Source organism: Rhizobium sp. AC27/96, from assembly GCF_001692325.1.
Taxonomy (GTDB): Bacteria; Pseudomonadota; Alphaproteobacteria; order Rhizobiales; family Rhizobiaceae; genus Rhizobium.
The window spans coordinates 1-19,986 of the sequence record NZ_LXKN01000017.1; the positions used below are offsets into that span (position 1 = coordinate 1).

Consider the following 19,986-nt stretch of genomic DNA (forward strand, 5'->3'; position numbering starts at 1 on the left):
GCGCGAAGTCTGTCTGCATGGGAATACATGAACTACCTCCTGGTCGTCCAAGTTTTCGTCCGCATCTCCCCGGATCAGATCTCAGCGGAAATCAACACAAATGCACCACCCCGTCAGCAATAGAGGCAGTCTGCGATGCTTGGTTCGCCGAACACGGCCGGCCACTCGCCGAATGCAAGGTTCGTGGTGACGATGATGGAAGAAAATGGTTTCATTCGCTGTTCCTACAATTCAAAATATCGAGTATTTTTTTTCCAAGAAATACATTAAAGGTTTCATGTCGTGCCCCAAAGGAACATGGTTTTAGTGGTTTAGATGGTCGTAGTGCCAGATAAAGATCGACTATCCACGATTGAAAAGGCGGCGGCGTAGGAAATGGCTCTTGCGTAATACAAGAATGCAACAGATGAAGTCCAGATTTAATCATTGCCAGACCGCAAACGGCACGAATTTTTCAGGGCCGTTGATATCAGGCGCGAGAAGTTCGAGGATGCCTGGCGGGAGGCACGTCCGACTTCAGGAAGAGTTTTCGCTTGATGGCCTTGGCAAATTATTGAGCTATAGGCCCTTATCCTGGCGGTTGTTCGCGACTCCATAAAGGCAATGACAAGCATGAATATAAATCGACTTGAGGCGGAAAGCATCGCCATTATACGCGAAGCGGTCGCGGAGGCAGACAAACCCGTCCTTCTCTATTCAATCGGCAAAGACAGCTCAGTTCTTCTTCATCTTACCAGGAAAGCATTCTTTCCGGCCAATCCGCCTTTGCCGCTATTGCATGTGGATACGAGATGGAAATTCCAGGAGATGTACCGGTTTCGGGATCTTATTCCGCATCAAACTGGAATGGATTTGCTGGTTCACGTTAATCCCGAAGCGATCGAAAGAGACATAAACCCCTTTGACCATGGCGCGGTACTCCACACCAGCATCACTAAAACGGAGGGTCTGAAGCAAGCACTCGATCACCATGGATTTGATATGATCTTCGGCGGAGCCCGACGCGATGAGGAGAAGTCGCGCTCTAAGGAGCGTGTGTTTTCCTTTCGCACGCGCAATCATCAATGGGATCCCAAAAATCAGCGGCCAGAACTTTGGAACCTCTACAATACCCGCAAGGCTCCTGGTGAAAGCTTACGGGTCTTTCCGCTCTCCGATTGGACGGAATTGGACGTGTGGCAGTATATCCTTCAGGAGAGCATTCCCGTCGTTCCATTGTATTTCGCCAAGGAGCGTCCGGTCGTCATACGTGACGATATGATCCTTGCCGTTGATGACGATCGCATGAGGCTATTGCCGGGCGAGGAGATCATTAACCGGAAAGTCCGCTTTCGAACATTGGGCTGTTATCCACTGACGGGCGCAATTGAATCCGAGGCCAGCACAGTTGAAGGAATAATCGCCGAACTTCTTCAGGCGCGCTTATCTGAGAGACAAGGCCGGCTGATCGACACTGGCTCGTCGGTGAGCATGGAAAAAAAGAAGTTGGAGGGTTATTTCTGATGCATCGTCTGCAGCAGAAGAGCGACAAAGCTCGCGTCTCGCCCGAAGAGATATTTGCACGTTTTCAGCATCATCAACTATCTCAAGATCTTCTGCGACTGATTACGTGCGGCAGCGTAGACGACGGCAAAAGTACGCTCATCGGCCGCCTCCTATGGGAATCGCAGCATTTACTGGATGATCAGTTCGCGGCATTGAAAGCTGAATCGAAACGCCACGGTACCCAGGGAGATAAGATCGACTTCGCGCTTCTGGTCGATGGCCTATCGGCTGAACGCGAACAGGGTATTACCATAGACGTAGCCTACCGCTATTTTTCCACGCCGAGACGCAAATTCATCATCGGTGATTGCCCTGGCCATGAGCAATACACGCGCAACATGGCCACTGCAGCTTCCACCGCCGACGTCGCAGTCCTGTTGGTGGACGCTCGCAAAGGTGTTCTGACACAGACACGCCGGCATGCGTATCTCGCCTCGCTGCTGGGAGTTCGCCACGTAATCACTGCTATCAATAAGATGGATGCGGTCAGGTACGACGAGCAGATATACGACCAGATATGCGACGAGATCTCGACATTTGGCACCTCACTTGGATTTGAGAGTACTACGCAGATCCCCATTAGTGCTCTCAACGGCGACAACATAATCACCCGCTCCGCCCACACACGATGGTATTCCGGACCAACCTTGATGGGTCTCCTAGAGACCATAGAGATAACGCGCACTCCCTCCGACCGGCTTGTTGTTCCGGTGCAGTGGATAAATAGACCAAATGCGGATTTCCGCGGTATCTCGGCCACAATCGTCGAGGGAAAGTTGACGATTGGGGATGAAGTTCGCGTGACGGGCTCAGGTCAAGTTGCACGTGTAGCTGAGATCGTGACAATGGATGGAACTATCAAGCAAGTTGAGGAAGGGACAGCGGTTACATTCAGACTTGATCGAGATATCGATGTTTCCCGCGGTGATGTTCTTTCTTACGAGCGGAGCCCTTTGGAGATGTCCGATCACATCGAGGCAACCGTGATCTGGACGAATGCAGACCCGGGTCTGATTGGCCGCAACTACGACATCAAGCTGGCAACCCAATGGGCGTCGGCATCTATCACCAGCATCAAATACCATATCGATGTCGATACGTTAGCGCACACAGCGAGCCGAGCCCTGGCGCTCAACGATATAGCCGTCTGCAACGTGTCCCTGAGCCGCCCCCTTGTTTTCGATAGCTATTCGAAATCAAAAACGCTTGGTGGTTTCATTCTTGTGGACCGATTCACGAATGCTACCGTGGCGGCCGGCATGATCCGCCACAACCTTCGACGTGCCCAGAACGTGCACCGCCAGGTGCTGTCGATCGCCCGCCAAGATCGCGAACGGTTGAATGGGCATCGGGGCAAGGTGATTTGGTTTACGGGTTTGTCTGGTTCCGGGAAATCAACACTGGCCAATGCCCTGGAGATCGAGCTGCACAACCAGGGTAAGCGGACATATATCTTGGATGGTGATAATGTCAGGCAAGGCCTCAATAAGGATTTGGGCTTTACCGATGCTGATCGCGTCGAAAATATCAGACGAATTGCCGAAGTCTCCAAATTGATGATGGACGCAGGTCTAATCGTGCTGACCGCTTTTATATCACCTTTTCGCAGAGAGAGAGAAACGGCGCGCGAACTCATCGGCTCCAAGAATTTCCTTGAGGTTTTTGTTGACACGCCGCTTGACATCTGCGAGAAGCGCGATCCCAAAGGCCTTTACCGAAAGGCGCGCGGCGGCCAGTTGCCGAACATGACAGGCATCAATAGCCCGTATGAAGCTCCGACGACCCCTGATCTCACGATCCAGGGCGCAGGCCTACCACTTGCTGAGAGCGTCAAACGCTTGGTCGATTACATAGCATCCGTTTAGCTCTACCATCAAATAGCAATCGGAAATGTCAGGTGTTTGTGGGGATATAGCGGATCAAGGACTATCAGGAACCGTGCGTTTACCTCATCAATAAACAAACGACCGACCGAAGGTGTTTACCCATCTCCCCACTGGGCGGCCCGAGGTGGAAGCAGACGCGGCCGGTAAAGTTTCCAAGCATATCCGGTCGATGAGGATTTCAGCTTGTCAACCAGCATCCAAATGCGAGTTCCTAATTCGATACTTAATCACAGCCTAATTTAAAAAGGGGGGCACCTCAGGCAAGGTCAAGCCTCTATACGTTGTAGCCCAATTCTCGCAATTTCTCTCCATGCACCGCATTGAAGGACTCAATCAATGATCTTGGAAGCACCTCAGTATAGTAGCCCGATTCCATTTTCCAAAAGAAACCTCCATCTTGAGGAAACATAACTTTGTTCCACTCGAGTGCTTTGGGCAATGAACAATCATTTCCCACAAAATTAGCTAGTGGGGCGAAACCTCTCTCTGGATTGGAAACACAGTCTTCGTACTTCAATATGAATATAAAATCCTCGTATTTCTTTTTCAGCAATTGCCAATATTCCGCGGACGTCCACCAACTTCCTGCGGAATCTATTCCCGGCGAAATATTTCCGACGGCCAAAAACATCCCAAAAAAGTAATCAATAGACCCGGATCTGATATGCTCATCTACCGACAACAGAGGAATGGAGTAAGCCCATTGGATGGATGATCGGCAATGATGAAGGAAATTCAAATATGAGAGAAACACGTCGAGTGGATGACGCATAATATAGCAATAAAACCTTGTATCGAGAGGTCGTCCCTCGTAGCTTTTAACAGCAAACGGCGAGTGCGATTTAAAAAACTTAAATTCGCCTTGCGTTGTACCGAACACCGGCCCAGATTCTGGATCAAAATCAGGGTGGTCGGGGATCGCGGCTTCAATCTTTTCTTTTATATTTAGGTCCTCGACGTAGGACTGAACATAAGGTCTAGCAAGTAACGCATAAAGAACATTTCTGACCCAATTGCTGCCAGACCGAGGGAAAGAGTAAATACCAAAAGTTTGCATCTCTATGCTCTGCAATTCTCTGACAAAATCCTATGGACAACCGTGACGGAGCGGCCATTTACACAAAGTCGGGTATTGTAGTTAGGTGATCCTGTCAACCGGAGAGTGCATCCAGTGAAGGCTATCTCCGCCGCGAGGAGGTCGACAAATCCATCTAAGCTTCCCCTATCAGCGCGCTGGCGGATTGGGGAAGTCCGCCGGCCAAATCATGTATCGATTAAGGCGAGGAGATGGTTCAATGGCCCCACTCCCTGCGGAGATTCCTTAAGCGCGAGAGTTAGTAACTCGTGCAGATCGTTTCCGATCTCTGGGCGAGCTATTACGCCCTTGCTGATAAGCAATTCGCAAAGACACGCCATTATCCGTTTGGGTTTCCATCATAGCGGCCAGACGCTGATCAGTAAGTTTGCTCTCTGAGTTGTCCATGTTTGGATTCCTTACCGAAAGTCATGTGGTCGAGGTGGACGCCACTGCCGCGATTTTGGCAAGTGGCAACATCGACCGCATGCGCAATCGTCACCATACGCTTGAGGGATATGGTGAAGTAAAACCCTCCGCATTGCTCGCGGTTTTGGATTTCCCATCTTTTAGCAAAACGGAACCAAACCCATTGTATACCAATGATTGCAACCCGAATCGTTCCACAGCCTTTGAGATTATGCTGCCATTGTCTATATGCCATATTTGCTGGAAACCAGCATATGAAAACTTCAACGATGGCGGACTGGAGCTCGTTGAAATCTCAATTTTCACGGGCGGCAACTCGACGTCAGAAGCGGGGCGAACCCATTCCGGAACAAGAGCGTATCCAAACTTCGCTGCCGCTTCATCGATCAAATGCTCGATTGCATTTGTTTTCAACAATTCCATTTCGCCGGTGGATTGGAAATCGGACACCTGCTTTCGAAAATCCGGATAGCGCATATCAATTATCGTCTCGTTCTCAGGGACCGTAGAATGCGCGCCGCTCACCAATCCTGCCGCCAGATTGCTGCCTCGTCCCATGTGGTAGACGAAGGTCCCTGGGGCTAAGCAAACTCGATACCCCATCTTCAGGCTGCGCAAACTCCAATCCGTCTCTTCGCAATAGCCACGGCCAAAAATAGGATCCATTACCCCTACGTGTTTGACCACTTCGACTGGCATCATGATGCAAAACGAAATTCCCGCTGGAATGTCTATTATTGTAGAGGAGTATTTATCAGCAAGCATCTCAGAGACCGAATCAACCGTCTCTTGGGAAGAAAGAAACAAGTCGGGATCCGAATTCGGTACACTGTAAATTGATACGTTATTGGACCAAGCCGTTACTGAACCTACATTTTCTTGTTTGCAGCATTCAATCAGCGAATTAATCAGATTCTTCGGAAATATTACGTCAGAGTTGTTGATGGTAACAAAGTCATAATTTTTTTCGATCGCGGTCAACAATCCCAAGGAGACGTTCCTCGGGATACCTAGGTTGCGCGGAGTTAGGTAGTAGTGCGCACCCAAATTTTTGCACAGAACCTGGAGCTCATCACTCCACCCCGGCTCCGGGCTTGCATCGTCCAAGACCAATACATCCACGTCGGCAGTGGTCTGGTCCATCTGCATCGCACTTTTAATTGCTCGCGGAACAAAAGAGCGGCCGTTGTAAACGGTTATGACATGCAAGACACGCGGTTTCATTTTGCTGTCGGTTCCTTCGAATTTAATAGTCTGAAATCTTGGCGGGCAGGCTGAGGGTCTGGAAATAGCTGTCCACGGCCTTCCCCGCAGTGTTTTTCCATGACAATTCGCCTAGGGTTTTCATAATATTTTGGACAGACCTGCTACTTGCTATAGGGTCAGAAAGCAGCGATTGGGCGCGAGCAGTGAGCGTATCGAGATCATAGCTAACCGGCAAATCAGCATCCGCAATTAACTCACGTAGGGGGCCGAATGATACGTGAAGCGTAGGGACACCGAGGCACGCCGCTTCGAACGGAACGAGACCGAAGCCTTCGGCGGCGGTTAGATAGAAAACCAGACTGGAGTTCTGAAGCAGCCAGTTTCGCTCCTCCGCCGCTACTTCTGGCAGCGAAAGAATGTCATTTTGGAATTCGGAGGGGCTAGCGATGGCTTCCTCATTCCTTGTCGATCCGAAAGGCACCGAGGCGCCCACAAGCACGATGGCATGGTCGAAGCCCTGGGATTTCAGACGCGCCCATACACGCAGCGCAAGGTCCCGGTTTTTGTGAGCGTACGTCGCCCCTAGCACAATGACGAATGACCGAGCACTCCATCCTCGTTCAATGATTGACGGCGGAATGCGCTTGGGTTGATCCTTTGATCGGGCATCTGCGCCGTTCTCGACAACGAAGAGATTTTGCTCATTGACCGGCATTCTTTCTTCTTTGACCGCTTTGATCACATCGTGGCTAATGCAAAACACGGAATCAGCGTTGGAGAGTTGGAGTTGGAAATTGCTTCGATAGCCTTCCCACTCTTCCCAATTTTTGAAGTAAGACCCGTTTCTGTAGGCGATCAGATCTTGAACGGTGATAATGGTTCGCTTGCTAATATTTCTCCATCGATTCCAGGGGATCGGACCAGTTGGCTGGAATGGCCGATGGATGATGTCCACGTGGGACGCGCCGTCAAAGTTCAAGCTTGAGGCAGAAACTAACTGAATCTTCTCGGTATTCCGAAGCTCCTGAGCGTATTTAGGTAAGTTTGATGGATCGGGCACACCCAGCGCTACAGATTGGATGTCTGCGTGTCCGGCGAGCGACGTTGCCAGTTGCAAAATGAGCTGCTGAGTACCCATCTCTTTTGGCCCCAATGCGGAACCGTCGATGAGCACTCGGAGGCCTGTGGCTTTTGCTCGGGCGCTATCTAGCGCTTGGCCCAGAACGGACTTGGCACTATTGCGCTCCGTATCGTGTCTTCCGGGAAAAAACGGATGCAAACTATGTAGTGCATGCCTAGCTTCTGGGTTCTCGAGCACACTTGAAAAAGCTTCACCGAAATCGGGTGACTTCGTAATGAAGGTGAAGGGATCGAGAAAGCTATTGAATCCCCTGCGAGATGCCCGTAACGAAAATTCCGCCAGAGCAAACGATAGGTTGCCTGTATTTTTATCGTCAATTTGGCCAGCTACTTCCCAGGCGCTAAAATTTACTAAAATTCCCGGTCCATCGGCAATTGGCAAAGGTATGAGCCCAGAATCGCCCACTTTGCGCTCGCGCAACAACTTTGTAAGCGTTTCCTCATTATGACCGTCGACGCCGAAAGGCGTACCCGTATTGCGGTGTGGGAAACTTAGATAGCCAGCAGAGTTTGATAAAAACGAAATAGTTGCGATCCGCGGATCGTCTGCCATCCAAAAGCTTGCGAATTGCAATGTGTTCGCCGCGAGAACGGTTGGGGAACTGACAAAAAAACACTGATCGGTATTCGCAGAAAACGCTAGTTGCGCCAAGTCGAAAATTGAATCGGCCGCTATGAGTTCGAGCCGCGGAGCTTTGATCTTAATTTCGTGCATAAAATGCGCATGTGCCACGCCGGCGTAAACCACGCCTATACCCTTGACCTTCAGTAGGGATGCAAGCGTTTCGTTCCAACCCGCCGGATTTCGATCAATCCAAACGACTGCAGAAACACGGGGGCCGTCGGTAACGACAGCATCCTCTGCCGGCAAAGCCGGCCCGACAACATGTGAAACTCGTTTCGTCATATTCATCGCGCTTATTACTTAAATAATTTTTTCGGCTTTTAGCCATTCGCCCACCCGGCGGGCGCCCACAGTTGCGAAATCTGTTCGACTGCGAACACCAAGTTCTCTTTCGAGATCCTCGGTGTCGGCAATGGCCCAACGGACATCACCGTCGCGAAATTTGCCGGAAATGTGCGGGTGAGGGGCAGAATAAAGTGCCGAAATGATTTCCGCTGCCTGGATGATCGTTGTCGCAACGCCGGTTCCGACGTCCAGATAGCGAATGCCTCGAGCTGGATTTTTCACTGCGGCCAAGCATGCTTCCACAACGTCATCAATATAGACGAAGTCACGACCGACCTGACCGTCTTCATAGACCTCGATTGTCCCGCCAGCACTCGCGATTCGGTGAAACAATGTGATGATCCCGGTGTACGGATTGAAAGGCGATTGCCCAGGACCATAGACATTCTGAAAACGGAAGATAGTGGCTGGAATACCCATCGCAGATGCCCAGCAGGATATAATTTGCTCCTGCGTGAGTTTGGTAGCGCCGTATATGCTAGACGGTTTTGGAAAAGTATTGACAGCGCGGTGCGCAAGAGGTGTCGCCGCAATCCCACCAGAATCAAATATATCCCATTTATTGTCTTCAAGCGCTGAGTGATTGCGTAGGCCGGGGTAAAACACCTCACCCGACGCGGACTTCCACGCACCTTCACCGTAAACGGCCCTGCTTGATGTTAGAATCACGTGTTCGGGAATCTGCTTGTTGCGGGCGAACGCATCTAGCATTTGGGTTGTGCCAACGACGTTGACCATCGCATGCCGGTTGGACTCTGTGAGTGACTGTCCAGTTCCCGTTTCAGCAGCGAGATGGACCACAGTGCCAGGAGTACAGCTCGCCAAAAAGCGATCCCAAAAATCCGCGTCAGTGACGTCCGCAACAATAAGTTCAACGTTTTCGGGAAGATTAGACGGACGATCCACCGATTTGTGGACCTGCGGATGCATGTTGTCGATCGCGACAATTCGTTCATCACCATTCGTGAGTCCTGAGGCTATACGACTGCCGATAAATCCAGCCCCTCCGGTGAGAATCGTTGTTTTCTCCATCAAAATACCCCTTTGTCAATCATGCTTATCGTCGCGCCGTCTCTGTTCTTTGAGAACAAATCGGTTAACGGACTTCAATTTCATTTACGATAATGCTCGCTGACGGAGTACCCGTTCTGCCTCCTTCGATCTCGATAGAGTAAACACCCGGTTGCAGCTCGGACAGCGAAAAGGCCGCACTAAATCCAGACTTAACAAGTGATGCGTTTCCGAAATGCTTTGCGACGTCGGGTCGATCTCGAAGTTCGACTTTCTTTTTGGTGCTTAGGGCGTTGCCAGAAATCTTCACTTCGACAAACTCGAATGGCGCACTGTTTCCTGTCGGTACCGCCCATCCAGAGATCGATAGGTTTCTAAGTTGCCCCAATGAAACTGTATGCCTGCCGGATGAATTCGGCGCCGCTCCACCAATTTCGTCAATGTGCGTAAGAATTTTCGGCTTCGTAATTCCTGATCGAAATAGCTGACGAAAAGCTGATGGCGTTTTAGCTAGCCTTCGCTCAATCGTTGCGATTGAGGATGGTTCATTGGTTTGAACCTTGGCGGGCGAGGGGAGGTTGTCCAACTGAGCCTGAAGCTTTCTGAGCTCGTCGCTGACTTCAGTAATTTTTTGCGAAAGCACCAATACGCGGTTGTTCGCAATTGTGAGATCTACAATTGCCTGCGCGTAAGAAACGTCTGTTAAATCCATTGCTATGTATCCATAGAAATCAAAATTTCTGATCGTTTTAGCGCTTTCTGTTAGCCAGTATTTTGGCCACTCGCGCGTAAATTGTTTTTTTGATTTGCTAGGGTGTTTTTAGTGTGAGTAATTTCGACCTGCAATTCGGCCAAGCGTTGCGTCAAGGCCATGGCTCTTTTGTTAGCCATCTCGACTTCAAGCAGCTTTTCGGCAAGTTTTTTTCTATCCATATCCTAAATTCCGTCCGATCGCCTTATTAGCCAACGCTAGCTACCGAAAATTAATCGATGACTTGTCGCGCACGTTGAAAACGTCTTATTCCTATAATGACGAGAACAATTGGCTCATCGCTTGAAGCTTACTTTTTGGTTGCCGTCAATCTTTCTATTCGAATACCTTTGTCTCAAAGTAATGCCCAACCGCACACTGCATCGAGCTTCTAGCTCTGGCGCACCTTATTGCCCATGATCTCAATCGCCCATCCGGCCAAAGCACGCCCAAACCCCAATTATCTTCTACTGAGAGAAACTTCTATAAGTTCTTCCTCGCAAGTCGTTTGGACAACATGCATCATACGCTCGATGAAGTTTCGATCTTCGTCCACCTTCGGAGCTGGTGCTTGAATCGCTTCTGCCTGGGTTGCATGCTGCAAAAATATCCTCATGACGTGGCTAACACCTTCTTCATTCGCGTTGCGAAGATCCTCGGCGAAATAACGGCCCCGGTTGTAGGCGCCCGTTATTACCTCGTAGCTCGGGAAATACACGACATGTTTATGTGCCCTCTCGATTTCGTCGCAGGCTACGCGCAACGCCGATTTAGAATAGGTGGTCGAGGTAAGCACGTGCCGATTCTCGGCGGTAGCCATCAGGGGGACTGGCGAAACGGTCAAAATGACGCGGGCTTTCGGATTCACACTGTTTAATAGATCAAGGAAACGCTCTAAGTCTGCGATCACTTCAGAAACGCGGAAATTGTGAAACTCATATTTCTGCACGTCAAAGGTGCCGCCAGCGACGCCAGGGCATACGGGGAACACGGCACCATCGGTTTTCGAGAGCCAGGCTTCGGTAAGACCAAGAGTGAATACAAACACGTCCAGCGTACTGAACATGTCGCGTACCTTCGCAAGATGCTGATGGCGATCGGCTACAAGCTCTTCCTTAGTGGCAAAACCTTCCGGCTCGATATTTGGTCTGAAAGGATCAACGAACTTTCCATGTTCATTGGTCCAGATTTCCTCTTGGGGCTCGAACGTTCCGAAAGCCCGTTCGAATAGCTGAACTAGCTGTCGAGGGGTGTAGATGTTGCCATACCTGGCGGAGTAAGTGCCGTAGTTAAAATGGTCCCGCTGGTGTTCGTCGGCCAATGGATGACCGTCTTCGACTACATAATGGTCGAACCCACTTTGTTTCAGATGGCGCGCGATATGCTGTGCGAAACAACTGCCAGCAGTGGCCACCTTGTCGGAATTAGCTATTTTCCAAGGAAAGTTAGTGACGGGGTCAACGCTCGGATAGTCCGGCTCGGCAATAGCCTTTTTCCAGCGAGTGTATGCGGGAAGAGAATGATAAGGAGATTTCATAGGGACCTCACTCATAGCCAAAGCCAACCATCATATTTTACGTTCAGGTGGTTTTCAAGCTCCTTCAAAATTAAGCCGCCGAACGATGGTCCTGCATGAGTAGAATCTCTTCCATGCTCCTCAAGCAAGAAACCGTTTTGGTTGGTGGCAGATTTTGGAGTGGGAAGAAAATGAATTCCCGCCGCCGAGCAGTAGTCTCTAATGATCTTGGAGTGCACACGCCACAATTTGTATCGCAGGTACGGAGCCGATATTTTTGGATCCCTAACATTCTGAAACCATTGCTCCAGGTTTCTCAGGATGAATTCGTTGCTTTCTATGGGCGGCGGGGATTCAAAATGAAAAACGCTGCCATTCGTAGAGTTCTTCAATGTTTGCATATTCAGAATATAAGATTGGGCTAACTTCGCGATGAATTTGTTTATATAGGCTGCCGTCACGAACTCCGCAGTTCCATCAAGAGGCAGATCAGGAATCTCTGGAAGAACGAAATCGAACGGTCTCGGATGCTCCATCAAGGTCAGCGCATTGTGGGCGTTCCCGCCGAACATGGAGATATAGATTTTCTCTCTGTCCTTCGGCACTTTTTGATCAACCATTACCGCGATTTCTGGGTTCAGAACATAGTGGCCGCCGCCTGCATCGATCGAAAACAAAAAGTCGACGCCCATGCGAGTTGTGTCAAACACGTAATATTGGATAGAATTTTCGCCACCGTACACCTCGGCCGGACGATCGTGGAGATGCAATACAATCGATGAAAGGTGGCTGTGACCAAGAACAATCGCTGCCTTTCCGGGCATGTGAACTCCTGATTTCCGTTGACTGAAACAAACGATGGCAGGTATCGCCCATGTTTCGCATTTCTCCTACGTCGTCAATAAGCGAAGCACGGCATTCGTGTGATCACTGGACCTTCTGCGCGTTGATGATATGAGTTTCGTAAGTTCCTCCACAATTTAGGAAATCTGAAATGTCTTTCATACCTGAGCCTGATGTATGGCTTAAGTCTCATTTCGATACTGCCGCAGAGAAAATCGTTTCGAGCGTTTTCGGTATCGAAGGGAAAACTGTGTTGAGCGTAGGTTGCGGGGAGCCACTGATAGAATTCGGTGTGCTGTCGCGAGGTGCGAAGCGCATTGTCGGATTAGATATCGTGCCCGAGATTGCAGGATCTTTCGCAACTACAGCCGATAAACTCTCTTCTAACGGTTTCAGTGTCCCAGCAGACTATTCGAGTCGGATGGAATACGTTCAATACGACGGAGTTGATTTCCCCTTCGAAGATGCCAGCTTTGATGCGGTATATTCATGGGGTGTTTTTGAACACGTTGCAGATGTTCGCCAAGTTTTGTCAGAAATGCGCCGTGTCATGAAGCCCTCTTCTTGGGGAATGGTCAGCGTTTTTCCCTGGTTCCCGTCATATTACGGCAGCCATCTCTCAGATTACATTCCCGAGCCATTTTTCCACCTGAAAGAAACCGACGAGTGGACCAAAGTTAAATTAGAGGAATATGCTGATAAAAACCCGCAGGCTCGTGACTTGGTGACGCGCCATATGTGGCAGGAATTCAAGTCATTGAACCGCAAAAGTCCAGAAGAGTTTTACCGAGATGTGAAGTCTATAGGTTTTTCACGGCATGCTTGGGAATTGCTGAGCTACGAGACGACGCTTACCGAGGCGCCCAATGACGCTACGCTCTCAGACTTGATGATATGTGGTACGACAGTTCGGTTTATGAAGTAGGAGCCATGGCTCTCTCTTCGTTGCCGACATCTTCGACGGTGACCAAATTCGTTTAGGTGGCACATGAGATACCGTTTTCTATCGGCACTGGCTTTCATGCTGGCGATCGTTCTCTCGCGTGCCTCTGCGCAAGACGGTGTGCGGTTGAGTTCAGACAACCACGTTCTTGGACTGGCGCCAGCATATTCAATTTGGTGCAACAAAAAGTCGTCGGTCGCGATACCGATGTTTTGTACTAACCTCATCGCACAAGATGTTGCCAGCTTACCAGATCAGGCAGCGTCGTGGTCGTTCCAGCGAATAAGTTCATATTCCGGGGGAACATCAGGGTTCGAGAACGCTGCACTGCGTGCAATTAACCAGACCTCTTCCGGAAACGCAAACTATGAGGATGGCTTACTTTCAATCTTAAATAACCATTCAGCGCTCGCTACAGGATCGGAAAACACCGCAGGTCGTTTTGTCGCACAGGGGCGCAGCGATGGCGCGATCTGGTCGCTGGCAAATGAAACGGCGGACTATACGGGTGTTGCAAACCCGAAGGGTGCGCGACTTGGAATAGAGCAGATTGTATCTGGCAATGGAGGCGATAATGGCCTCAATCGTGTTGGGCTGGATGTCGTGGCATCTCGGCCGAACATTGGGGGATACTACTCTGGCTCCGATATGACACTTGGTGTTGGCATTCGTTTAGTGGGACAGGTGACGGATAAAGGACACGCCAGGATTTCAAGAGGGCTAATGTTCGGCTTTGGCGCGTCGCCAACCGATTTTGATACAGGCATCGATCTAACAAATGCATCCTTTTCAAGCGGTGGAGCGGCTCTGCTTCTTGCTACAGGGCAGCACGTCTCTTTTTCTGCTTCCAATGACCGTACGCTTGATTTTTCATCTTCGCATTTGAATTACCGTGTTTCTGGAAGTTCAAAATTTCAAATCAGTGATGCGGGCGGCACCATAGCGCAAGCGCCACTTACGCAACCCTTGATGACTCCAGCCTCGTCTCACTCGGATTGCGCGCAAGGGACAATCCAAGCAGATGCTAACTATGTTTATGTTTGCGTCGCGGTAAACACATGGAAACGCAGCGCATTGTCAGATTTCTAAATCCAAAAATCAGCTCTCCATTATTATTCGCTTGCCGACTTTTCGATCAAGAAGCCGAGGCGCTGAGAGCATATAGCGGCCTTCGAGGCCATTGACGGTGCTCTGCGGGAAGTGTCGTTTGGCACTTAAACGTAAGAATGCGGCCGGTCTTTTCGTGACTTTCAGCTTAAATAGCTGTTCTGCCTGTATTTCAGCTGCCGGAAGCATTTGTCAAAGGTTCGACTCCTCTCAAGACCAACAAGAGCAAGTCGGTCCCGGTGGATCGATATCCCGTTGTCTGCGGCTTAACGGGTGATTCTACTGCGAATTAACACCCGTGCTACAACTCCGCAGGTCAGCTGTTTAGGCTGGGATAGTCCGTGTACCCTTTCTCAGTTCCGCCACTGTAGAGGGTATCTCGGGCCGGGGCGTTGAATGGACCACGTTGTGCGAAACGAACAGGCGGATCTGGATTAGCAAGTGCAAGTGCAAGTGCACCGAAGGCGATAAGATCCACGCGGCCGGACTTCAGCTCTGATTCGGCGGATTCCTGCGTGTAACCGGCATTGGCAATCACAGTGCCGGAAAAGAGCGGCCCGAAAGCCTCAATGGTATTCCGCGGCTACGTCGGAAAGTCGTCCAAAGGGAACATAGGTTGCATGAGGTTCAAATAGGCAAGAGGTAACCTGTCCAAGGCGGCGATAAGATGCGTGTAGAGCGCGCGAACATCGCTATCAGTCATGCCATTGTAGGCGATTGATGGAGATAATTTGATTCCTACGCGCCCCGGCCCCCAAGCGCGCAGAAGCTCGTGCATTACTTCGAGTGTAAAACGGCATCGGTTGGCGATACTACCGCCATAACGGTCTTCCGCTTGTTGGCGCCATCAACCAAGAATTGGTTTGGAAGATATCCAAACGCGCCGTGGAGCTCAACACCATCAAACCCGGCGCGTTTTGCGTTTTCGGCTGCGATCCCATGGTTGAAAACAATCGAAGACACTTCGTCCGTCTCGAGGGCGCGCGGAATTTCATACTCTTGTAGTCCGTTCTTTGTAAACGGTTTCTGACCCTCGATGCGGATCGCCGATGGCGCAACTGGAATCTCGCCATCGCGCGATAGCGAATGGCCCACTCGTCCAGTATGCCAAAGCTGAGCGAAAATGTGTCCGCCGGCGTCGTGAACCACATCAATGATCTTGCGCCAAGCGTCCACCTGATCATCTTTGAAAAGGCCGGGCGTAAAGGGCAGGCCAACTGCTTGCTTGCTGATATTGATCCCTTCAGAAATGATGAGACCCATAGAGGACCTCTGCCCGTAATAGAGCTCAGCCAATGCTCCCGGGACGTCATCAGACGATGCCCGGCTTCGTGTCATCGGGGCCATAACCACACGGTTCTTCAACTCGAGATCGCCCAGCTGATAAGGTTCAAGAAGTTTCACGTTGCGTCTTTCCACATTTGGAGGATAGGTGTCGAGGTAGTTCTTGCCTCAGCTCTGGTTGTTCGCTAGCAGCCAGATAAGTTGCCAATGGCAATGCTTGCGATCGACTGAAGCTCGGCTTGGGACTTTCCCATTTTCGCTGCTGCGCGTATTCCAATGAGAACGGCATCGAAATAATCGGTGGCCTCGTCGGGGTGCATATTTTTGCGCAACTGACCAAGCGCAATCGCGTCTTCAAATACATCTCGAAGGACCGCGCGAAGCGGATCTCCGTGTCTATGAAAAATAGCCATAATGTCAGGGTCGCTTGAACCGAATTCACCAATAGCATTCATTGCCATGCATCCCTTGCCAAATGCCATATCGTCCCGGTTGGCAAAGGCTGTGATTGCACCCTTGATCGCATCGAGGCCACGCCGGGGGCCCAGTAGGTGTTCAAGCAGAATGGCAGCGCTCTGGCCAACATACAGATCAAGAGCCGTAAGAAAGAGGGATCGCTTATTGCCGAACGTGTCGTACATGCTCTGCCGACCGATGCTTAGCGTGGCCATTAGCGCGTCCGGCGAGGTAGCTGCATAACCTTGCTCGCCAAATATCTGAACCGCCCGCTGCAACGCTTCGGTTTTGTCAAACGATTTTGGCCTGGCCATAACGGGTTTCCTCGAATTTTCGATTTCGCCCGACATCCATTATTTATTTCGGATGTTAAAGTCCAAAATTAATTTTTGGTTCTCGCTCGATCGTAATTTTTGCGGTGGAGCGTTGAATTCCACCATGGTTTGACCCGTCTTTCCGCTTCGCGTTGACCCAATTAGGCCGAGACAGGCATTTGAAATCGTTCATAATTTTGAACCATCTGCAGGTAGTCTCGAAATGGAAAATTGGGTGAGTTTCACATGGGATTCAACACGCAGAGCTTTAAATTCTATCTGCGGCTTTGGGCTGGGTATCTTGGTTGCCATCAGAAAGTGATCCAGCTGCTGCATTTTTGCATTGATCCATGAAGATACACAGGATTGGTCGGAGCACAGCACTCTGGCTCTCGCGCGTAACGGCATGCGAGGCTGGCACCAAGATGAAAACGAGATGATCATCAATGAAGAGGCTTTCAAACCCGTCATCGCTCGTCGCCGGCTCCACATGCCTATCGCATTTGGCGATTTTTATGATTATTTAAACTTCCATAGGTTGCTTTGCCAAATAATAACATGCATCGTCTCGGCGGGGCTTCGGATGCCCCATCTGCACTCAGGGGCGAGACCACACGTGCGTTCGCTTGTTGGCTCCACGACACCAAAGGATCGCCAACCATGACCACGCCGCTGAACATCTATGTGATGAATAAACAGTCCAAGATGCAGAGCTTCTATTTCTTCCAGCAGCCAGCCATCTATACCGGTGGTGGAACGGCCTATTCGAACAGCCTCTATTCCTCGGATCTCCTAAGTTACGATCAATCCGGCGCGGTCCTGGTCTGCCAGGTCAAACCGCAATATTTTGCCGGTATCGAGAAGGCGGGCGCGCCACCACAAGTTGGCCAACGCTCGGGCTGGCCCACTGTCAGTCGTGCGATCGACCTTGCTGATGGCGGCAGTGGCGCCCCGAAGAACTGGACGACTGCGACCGTTTCACCACTCGGTCTTTCTGACCCGGCCAATGCCCCAGGCGTACAACCGGGAGCCTTCCGTATTACCACGCCGAGCTTCAACTCCTACGAATCATACAATGCCGGCTCTGCAATAGTCGCCATGCACCGTACAGTGCTGTCCAACTTCGTGCAGGCAAATCCGATGTCCAATATTGATTGCCAGCCAATCCTGAAATTCTACGTTCAGACCGGATACGGCAACGTGGATACAGTCATCGACTTCTCGGAATCGAGCGTGAACGCTGGTCTTGCCGATTTCACCGGCGGCCACACCCAGTGCGATATCACCTTGAACGCCGACGGGACATGGAGTACACGGCTCCAATAGATTTGATGGTCGATGTCGTCGGAGACCTAGTGGGGTGGAGGCCCTTCCGGCGACATCGCGAGCCGCCAAGGTAGTGTTTGCAAGAACGCTACCTGTCGGGGGCCGCTATGACATGGCGGTTTTGTCGTGCTATCCTGTGATGATGACAAAGCCGACATTATCCCTGCAACTTTTCTCGCTGCGTGAGCTCGGGTCATTAGATGACCAGCTCTCGGCCGCGGCACGGGCAGGCTTTCGGTCAGTCGAGCCATTAGGCCATCATCTGGAGGATCCCGCCGGCTTGCGCAGGACCCTTGCCCTGCATGGGCTGACGGCTCCCACGGCTCATATTGGTTTCGACGCTCTGCGCGATGACCCCGGCAGGGTCGGGGAGGCCTGCAGTGCGTGTGGCATCAAGCAGCTCTTCATACCGCAATCCTTGAGATTTCTGCCGCAGAAAACCACCACTGCCTGGCAGCGGCTCGGAGCCGAGCTCGGGCGGCTGGCGGAGCGATACAAACAGTACGGCGTTTCGGTTGGTTATCACAACATGGCCGACGGCTTCGCACTTCTGCCGACTGCCCGATACGGCATCGAGGTGCTGTTCGAGGCAGCACGCGGAAGTCCGCTCATCTGGCAGGCCGATATCGCCTGGATGTCACGTGCCGGCGCGAACCCTGCCGAGTGGTTGCAGCGGTATTCCAAAATCCTCGCCTCAGCTCACGTGAAGGACCGGGCACCTGAGGATGCCAGTCCGGATGAAGACGGATGGGCAGATGTGGGAACCGGAACCTTGACGTGGCCGTCTCTTTGGCGGCTGGCGCTGGCGAATGGCGCCCGGACGCTGGTGGTTGAGCATGACAGTCCGCGCCGGCCATTTGAGTTTGCGCAGGCGAGTTTTGCTTATCTCAGCAGGTTCATGGCCCATTCGGGGTAGGGTTCTTTTGCACCCGAGCATCGGCTGAGCTCATGGTCACGAGAAAATTCCCTCGCAGGCGATAGCACCGGTCTGGCATGCAGATGGCTGGCATCAATATTAGCGACACACAAGACACATAAGCTCTGACATGATCGCCCATTCTCCCGGAGGTTCATCGACATGAGGCATGCTGCGAACTCGATGCTTGGTTTGGTAGTGACCTGCGCGCTATTAAGCGTTCCGACCGCTGCCCGCGCCTGGTGGGACGAAGGTCATATGCAGATTGCCGCTGTCGCCTACGATCGCCTAAGCCCCGAGATCCGGTTGAGGGCCGACGCACTGATCAGGCTCAATCCGGAATACGACCGATGGGTTGCAGGCGTTCCCGAGAGCCTCAAGGCACAATATGCCTTCGTCAAGGCGGCAACCTGGGCGGACGACATCAAGGGCCAGATTATTGGTTATTCCAGCAGTGGTGATAATGCAACGAACGCCAATGCCGGCCGCAACATCGGCTATTATGACCATCTTTCGCATGCCTATTGGCATTTCGAGGATATCGGCTTTTCCACCGACGGCACGCAGATCGAGGACGCGGATCCGGTCAATGCCCTCTCGCAGATCCTCGCCCTGCGCAAGGGGCTGTCGGCGTCCTCTGGCTTGCCGGACGACGTTCGTTCCTACGATCTCGTCTGGCTCCTTCACCTGGTTGGTGACGCACACCAGCCGCTGCACGCCACCGCGCGTTTTTCGCATGATCAACCGCACGGCGACCAGGGCGGCAATCTGTCGGAAGTCGTCAATGCGACGGGTGTGAAAATGAGACTCCACGCCTATTGGGATGGCCTGTTCGGTGGTTACTCGACGCCCTATGGCGCAATCTTCGACGGATTGACCAACCCGGACACGAAGCTTCCCGAGCCTGATCCGGTGCTTGCAGCCGAAGCCGATCCGCAGAAATGGTTCGAAGAGAGCCAGAAGCTTGCAGTTGATGTCGCCTATGCCGAACCGGTGAAATCCGGGACTTCGCCGGTGATCCTCGATCGCACCTATGAAGTCAACGCGATGGCGGCAGCACGCAAGCAGGCAGCCCTTGCCGCCGCGCGGCTGGCAAACCTCATTACCGCGACCCTTCAATAGATTGCTGGAGAGGCTGGTGATAGCTGCGCGGTTCCAGCGCCCGGGTTGATTTGCGTCGGCTTGCCGATATGTCGGGCTATCCGGCCGTGGCGATCGGCAGGCTCCGTCTCCTGCTGCGGACGCGCATCCCTGACTCAGAATGCATT

General features: G+C 51.5%; 17 protein-coding genes and 1 pseudogene. 7 read left to right on the top strand and 11 right to left on the bottom strand.

Annotated elements, in window-relative coordinates; translation table 11 throughout:
* Positions 1-113: 113 nt before the first annotated feature.
* Positions 114-215 carry an ATP-binding protein gene (locus A6U86_RS35845; RefSeq protein ID WP_244509925.1) on the bottom strand — a complete coding sequence of 34 codons (102 nt, stop codon included), beginning with the start codon at positions 213-215 and terminating at the stop codon, positions 114-116.
* Between the two features lie 388 nt (positions 216-603).
* Between A6U86_RS35845 and cysD the strand changes: the two genes are divergently transcribed.
* Positions 604-1,503 (top strand): sulfate adenylyltransferase subunit CysD, encoded by a 900-nt coding sequence (gene cysD / locus A6U86_RS13295; RefSeq protein ID WP_068391610.1) that lies wholly within the window; start codon positions 604-606, stop codon positions 1,501-1,503.
* Entirely contained in the window at positions 1,503-3,410 is a 1,908-nt protein-coding gene (gene cysC, locus A6U86_RS13300) for an adenylyl-sulfate kinase (RefSeq protein ID WP_068391613.1), read from the top strand. Before cysD ends, cysC begins: the two co-directional genes overlap by 1 nt.
* Before the next feature lie 295 nt (positions 3,411-3,705).
* Here cysC and A6U86_RS13305 read toward each other — a convergent pair whose 3' ends face one another.
* The 8 genes from A6U86_RS13305 to A6U86_RS13335 form a co-directional block, all read right to left on the bottom strand.
* Positions 3,706-4,488, bottom strand: a complete 783-nt coding sequence (locus A6U86_RS13305) for a sulfotransferase domain-containing protein (RefSeq protein WP_068391616.1) — start codon at positions 4,486-4,488, stop codon at positions 3,706-3,708.
* Between the two features lie 516 nt (positions 4,489-5,004).
* Positions 5,005-6,159: a glycosyltransferase family 2 protein gene (locus A6U86_RS13310; protein WP_083196824.1), complete on the bottom strand. Its 1,155-nt coding sequence runs from the start codon at positions 6,157-6,159 to the stop codon at positions 5,005-5,007.
* A 22-nt stretch (positions 6,160-6,181) separates the two neighbouring features.
* The gene (locus A6U86_RS34745; RefSeq protein ID WP_083196825.1) at positions 6,182-8,194 is read right to left on the bottom strand and encodes a glycosyltransferase; all 2,013 of its coding nucleotides are present in this window, start codon (positions 8,192-8,194) and stop codon (positions 6,182-6,184) included.
* Positions 8,195-8,206: 12 nt separating this feature from the next.
* Positions 8,207-9,283 carry an NAD(P)-dependent oxidoreductase gene (locus A6U86_RS13320; protein ID WP_068391619.1) on the bottom strand — a complete coding sequence of 359 codons (1,077 nt, stop codon included), beginning with the start codon at positions 9,281-9,283 and terminating at the stop codon, positions 8,207-8,209.
* 64 nt (positions 9,284-9,347) lie between these two features.
* Positions 9,348-9,974, bottom strand: coding sequence for a hypothetical protein (locus tag A6U86_RS13325; RefSeq protein WP_068391622.1), 627 nt, complete (start codon positions 9,972-9,974; stop codon positions 9,348-9,350).
* Between the two features lie 50 nt (positions 9,975-10,024).
* Complete coding sequence (locus tag A6U86_RS35450) at positions 10,025-10,195, bottom strand: hypothetical protein (protein WP_158008757.1); 171 nt, start codon at positions 10,193-10,195, stop codon at positions 10,025-10,027.
* Positions 10,196-10,473: 278 nt separating this feature from the next.
* Positions 10,474-11,550 (bottom strand): GSCFA domain-containing protein, encoded by a 1,077-nt coding sequence (locus A6U86_RS13330; RefSeq protein ID WP_068391851.1) that lies wholly within the window; start codon positions 11,548-11,550, stop codon positions 10,474-10,476.
* Between the two features lie 11 nt (positions 11,551-11,561).
* Positions 11,562-12,353, bottom strand: coding sequence for a hypothetical protein (locus A6U86_RS13335; RefSeq protein ID WP_068391626.1), 792 nt, complete (start codon positions 12,351-12,353; stop codon positions 11,562-11,564).
* 170 nt (positions 12,354-12,523) lie between these two features.
* Between A6U86_RS13335 and A6U86_RS13340 the strand changes: the two genes are divergently transcribed.
* Both A6U86_RS13340 and A6U86_RS35195 read left to right on the top strand, forming a co-directional pair.
* Positions 12,524-13,297, top strand: coding sequence for a methyltransferase domain-containing protein (locus tag A6U86_RS13340; protein WP_068391629.1), 774 nt, complete (start codon positions 12,524-12,526; stop codon positions 13,295-13,297).
* A 96-nt stretch (positions 13,298-13,393) separates the two neighbouring features.
* Positions 13,394-14,404 (top strand): hypothetical protein, encoded by a 1,011-nt coding sequence (locus A6U86_RS35195; RefSeq protein WP_141683702.1) that lies wholly within the window; start codon positions 13,394-13,396, stop codon positions 14,402-14,404.
* A 601-nt stretch (positions 14,405-15,005) separates the two neighbouring features.
* On the opposite strand, the pseudogene A6U86_RS13345 reads toward A6U86_RS35195, so the two are convergent.
* A pseudogene (locus A6U86_RS13345) lies at positions 15,006-15,769 on the bottom strand (alkene reductase).
* Between the two features lie 122 nt (positions 15,770-15,891).
* Complete coding sequence (locus A6U86_RS13350) at positions 15,892-16,476, bottom strand: TetR/AcrR family transcriptional regulator (protein ID WP_068391854.1); 585 nt, start codon at positions 16,474-16,476, stop codon at positions 15,892-15,894.
* Between the two features lie 660 nt (positions 16,477-17,136).
* On the opposite strand from A6U86_RS13350, the gene A6U86_RS13355 reads away from it, so the two are divergent.
* From A6U86_RS13355 to A6U86_RS13365, 3 genes are all read left to right on the top strand, one after another.
* Positions 17,137-17,802 carry a hypothetical protein gene (locus tag A6U86_RS13355; RefSeq protein ID WP_068391632.1) on the top strand — a complete coding sequence of 222 codons (666 nt, stop codon included), beginning with the start codon at positions 17,137-17,139 and terminating at the stop codon, positions 17,800-17,802.
* A 112-nt stretch (positions 17,803-17,914) separates the two neighbouring features.
* Positions 17,915-18,718 carry a sugar phosphate isomerase/epimerase gene (locus tag A6U86_RS13360; protein WP_244509927.1) on the top strand — a complete coding sequence of 268 codons (804 nt, stop codon included), beginning with the start codon at positions 17,915-17,917 and terminating at the stop codon, positions 18,716-18,718.
* Between the two features lie 162 nt (positions 18,719-18,880).
* A complete protein-coding gene (locus tag A6U86_RS13365) occupies positions 18,881-19,840 on the top strand; it encodes a S1/P1 nuclease (RefSeq protein WP_083196827.1) in 960 nt (319 codons plus the stop codon).
* The last annotated feature ends 146 nt before the right edge of the window (positions 19,841-19,986 follow it).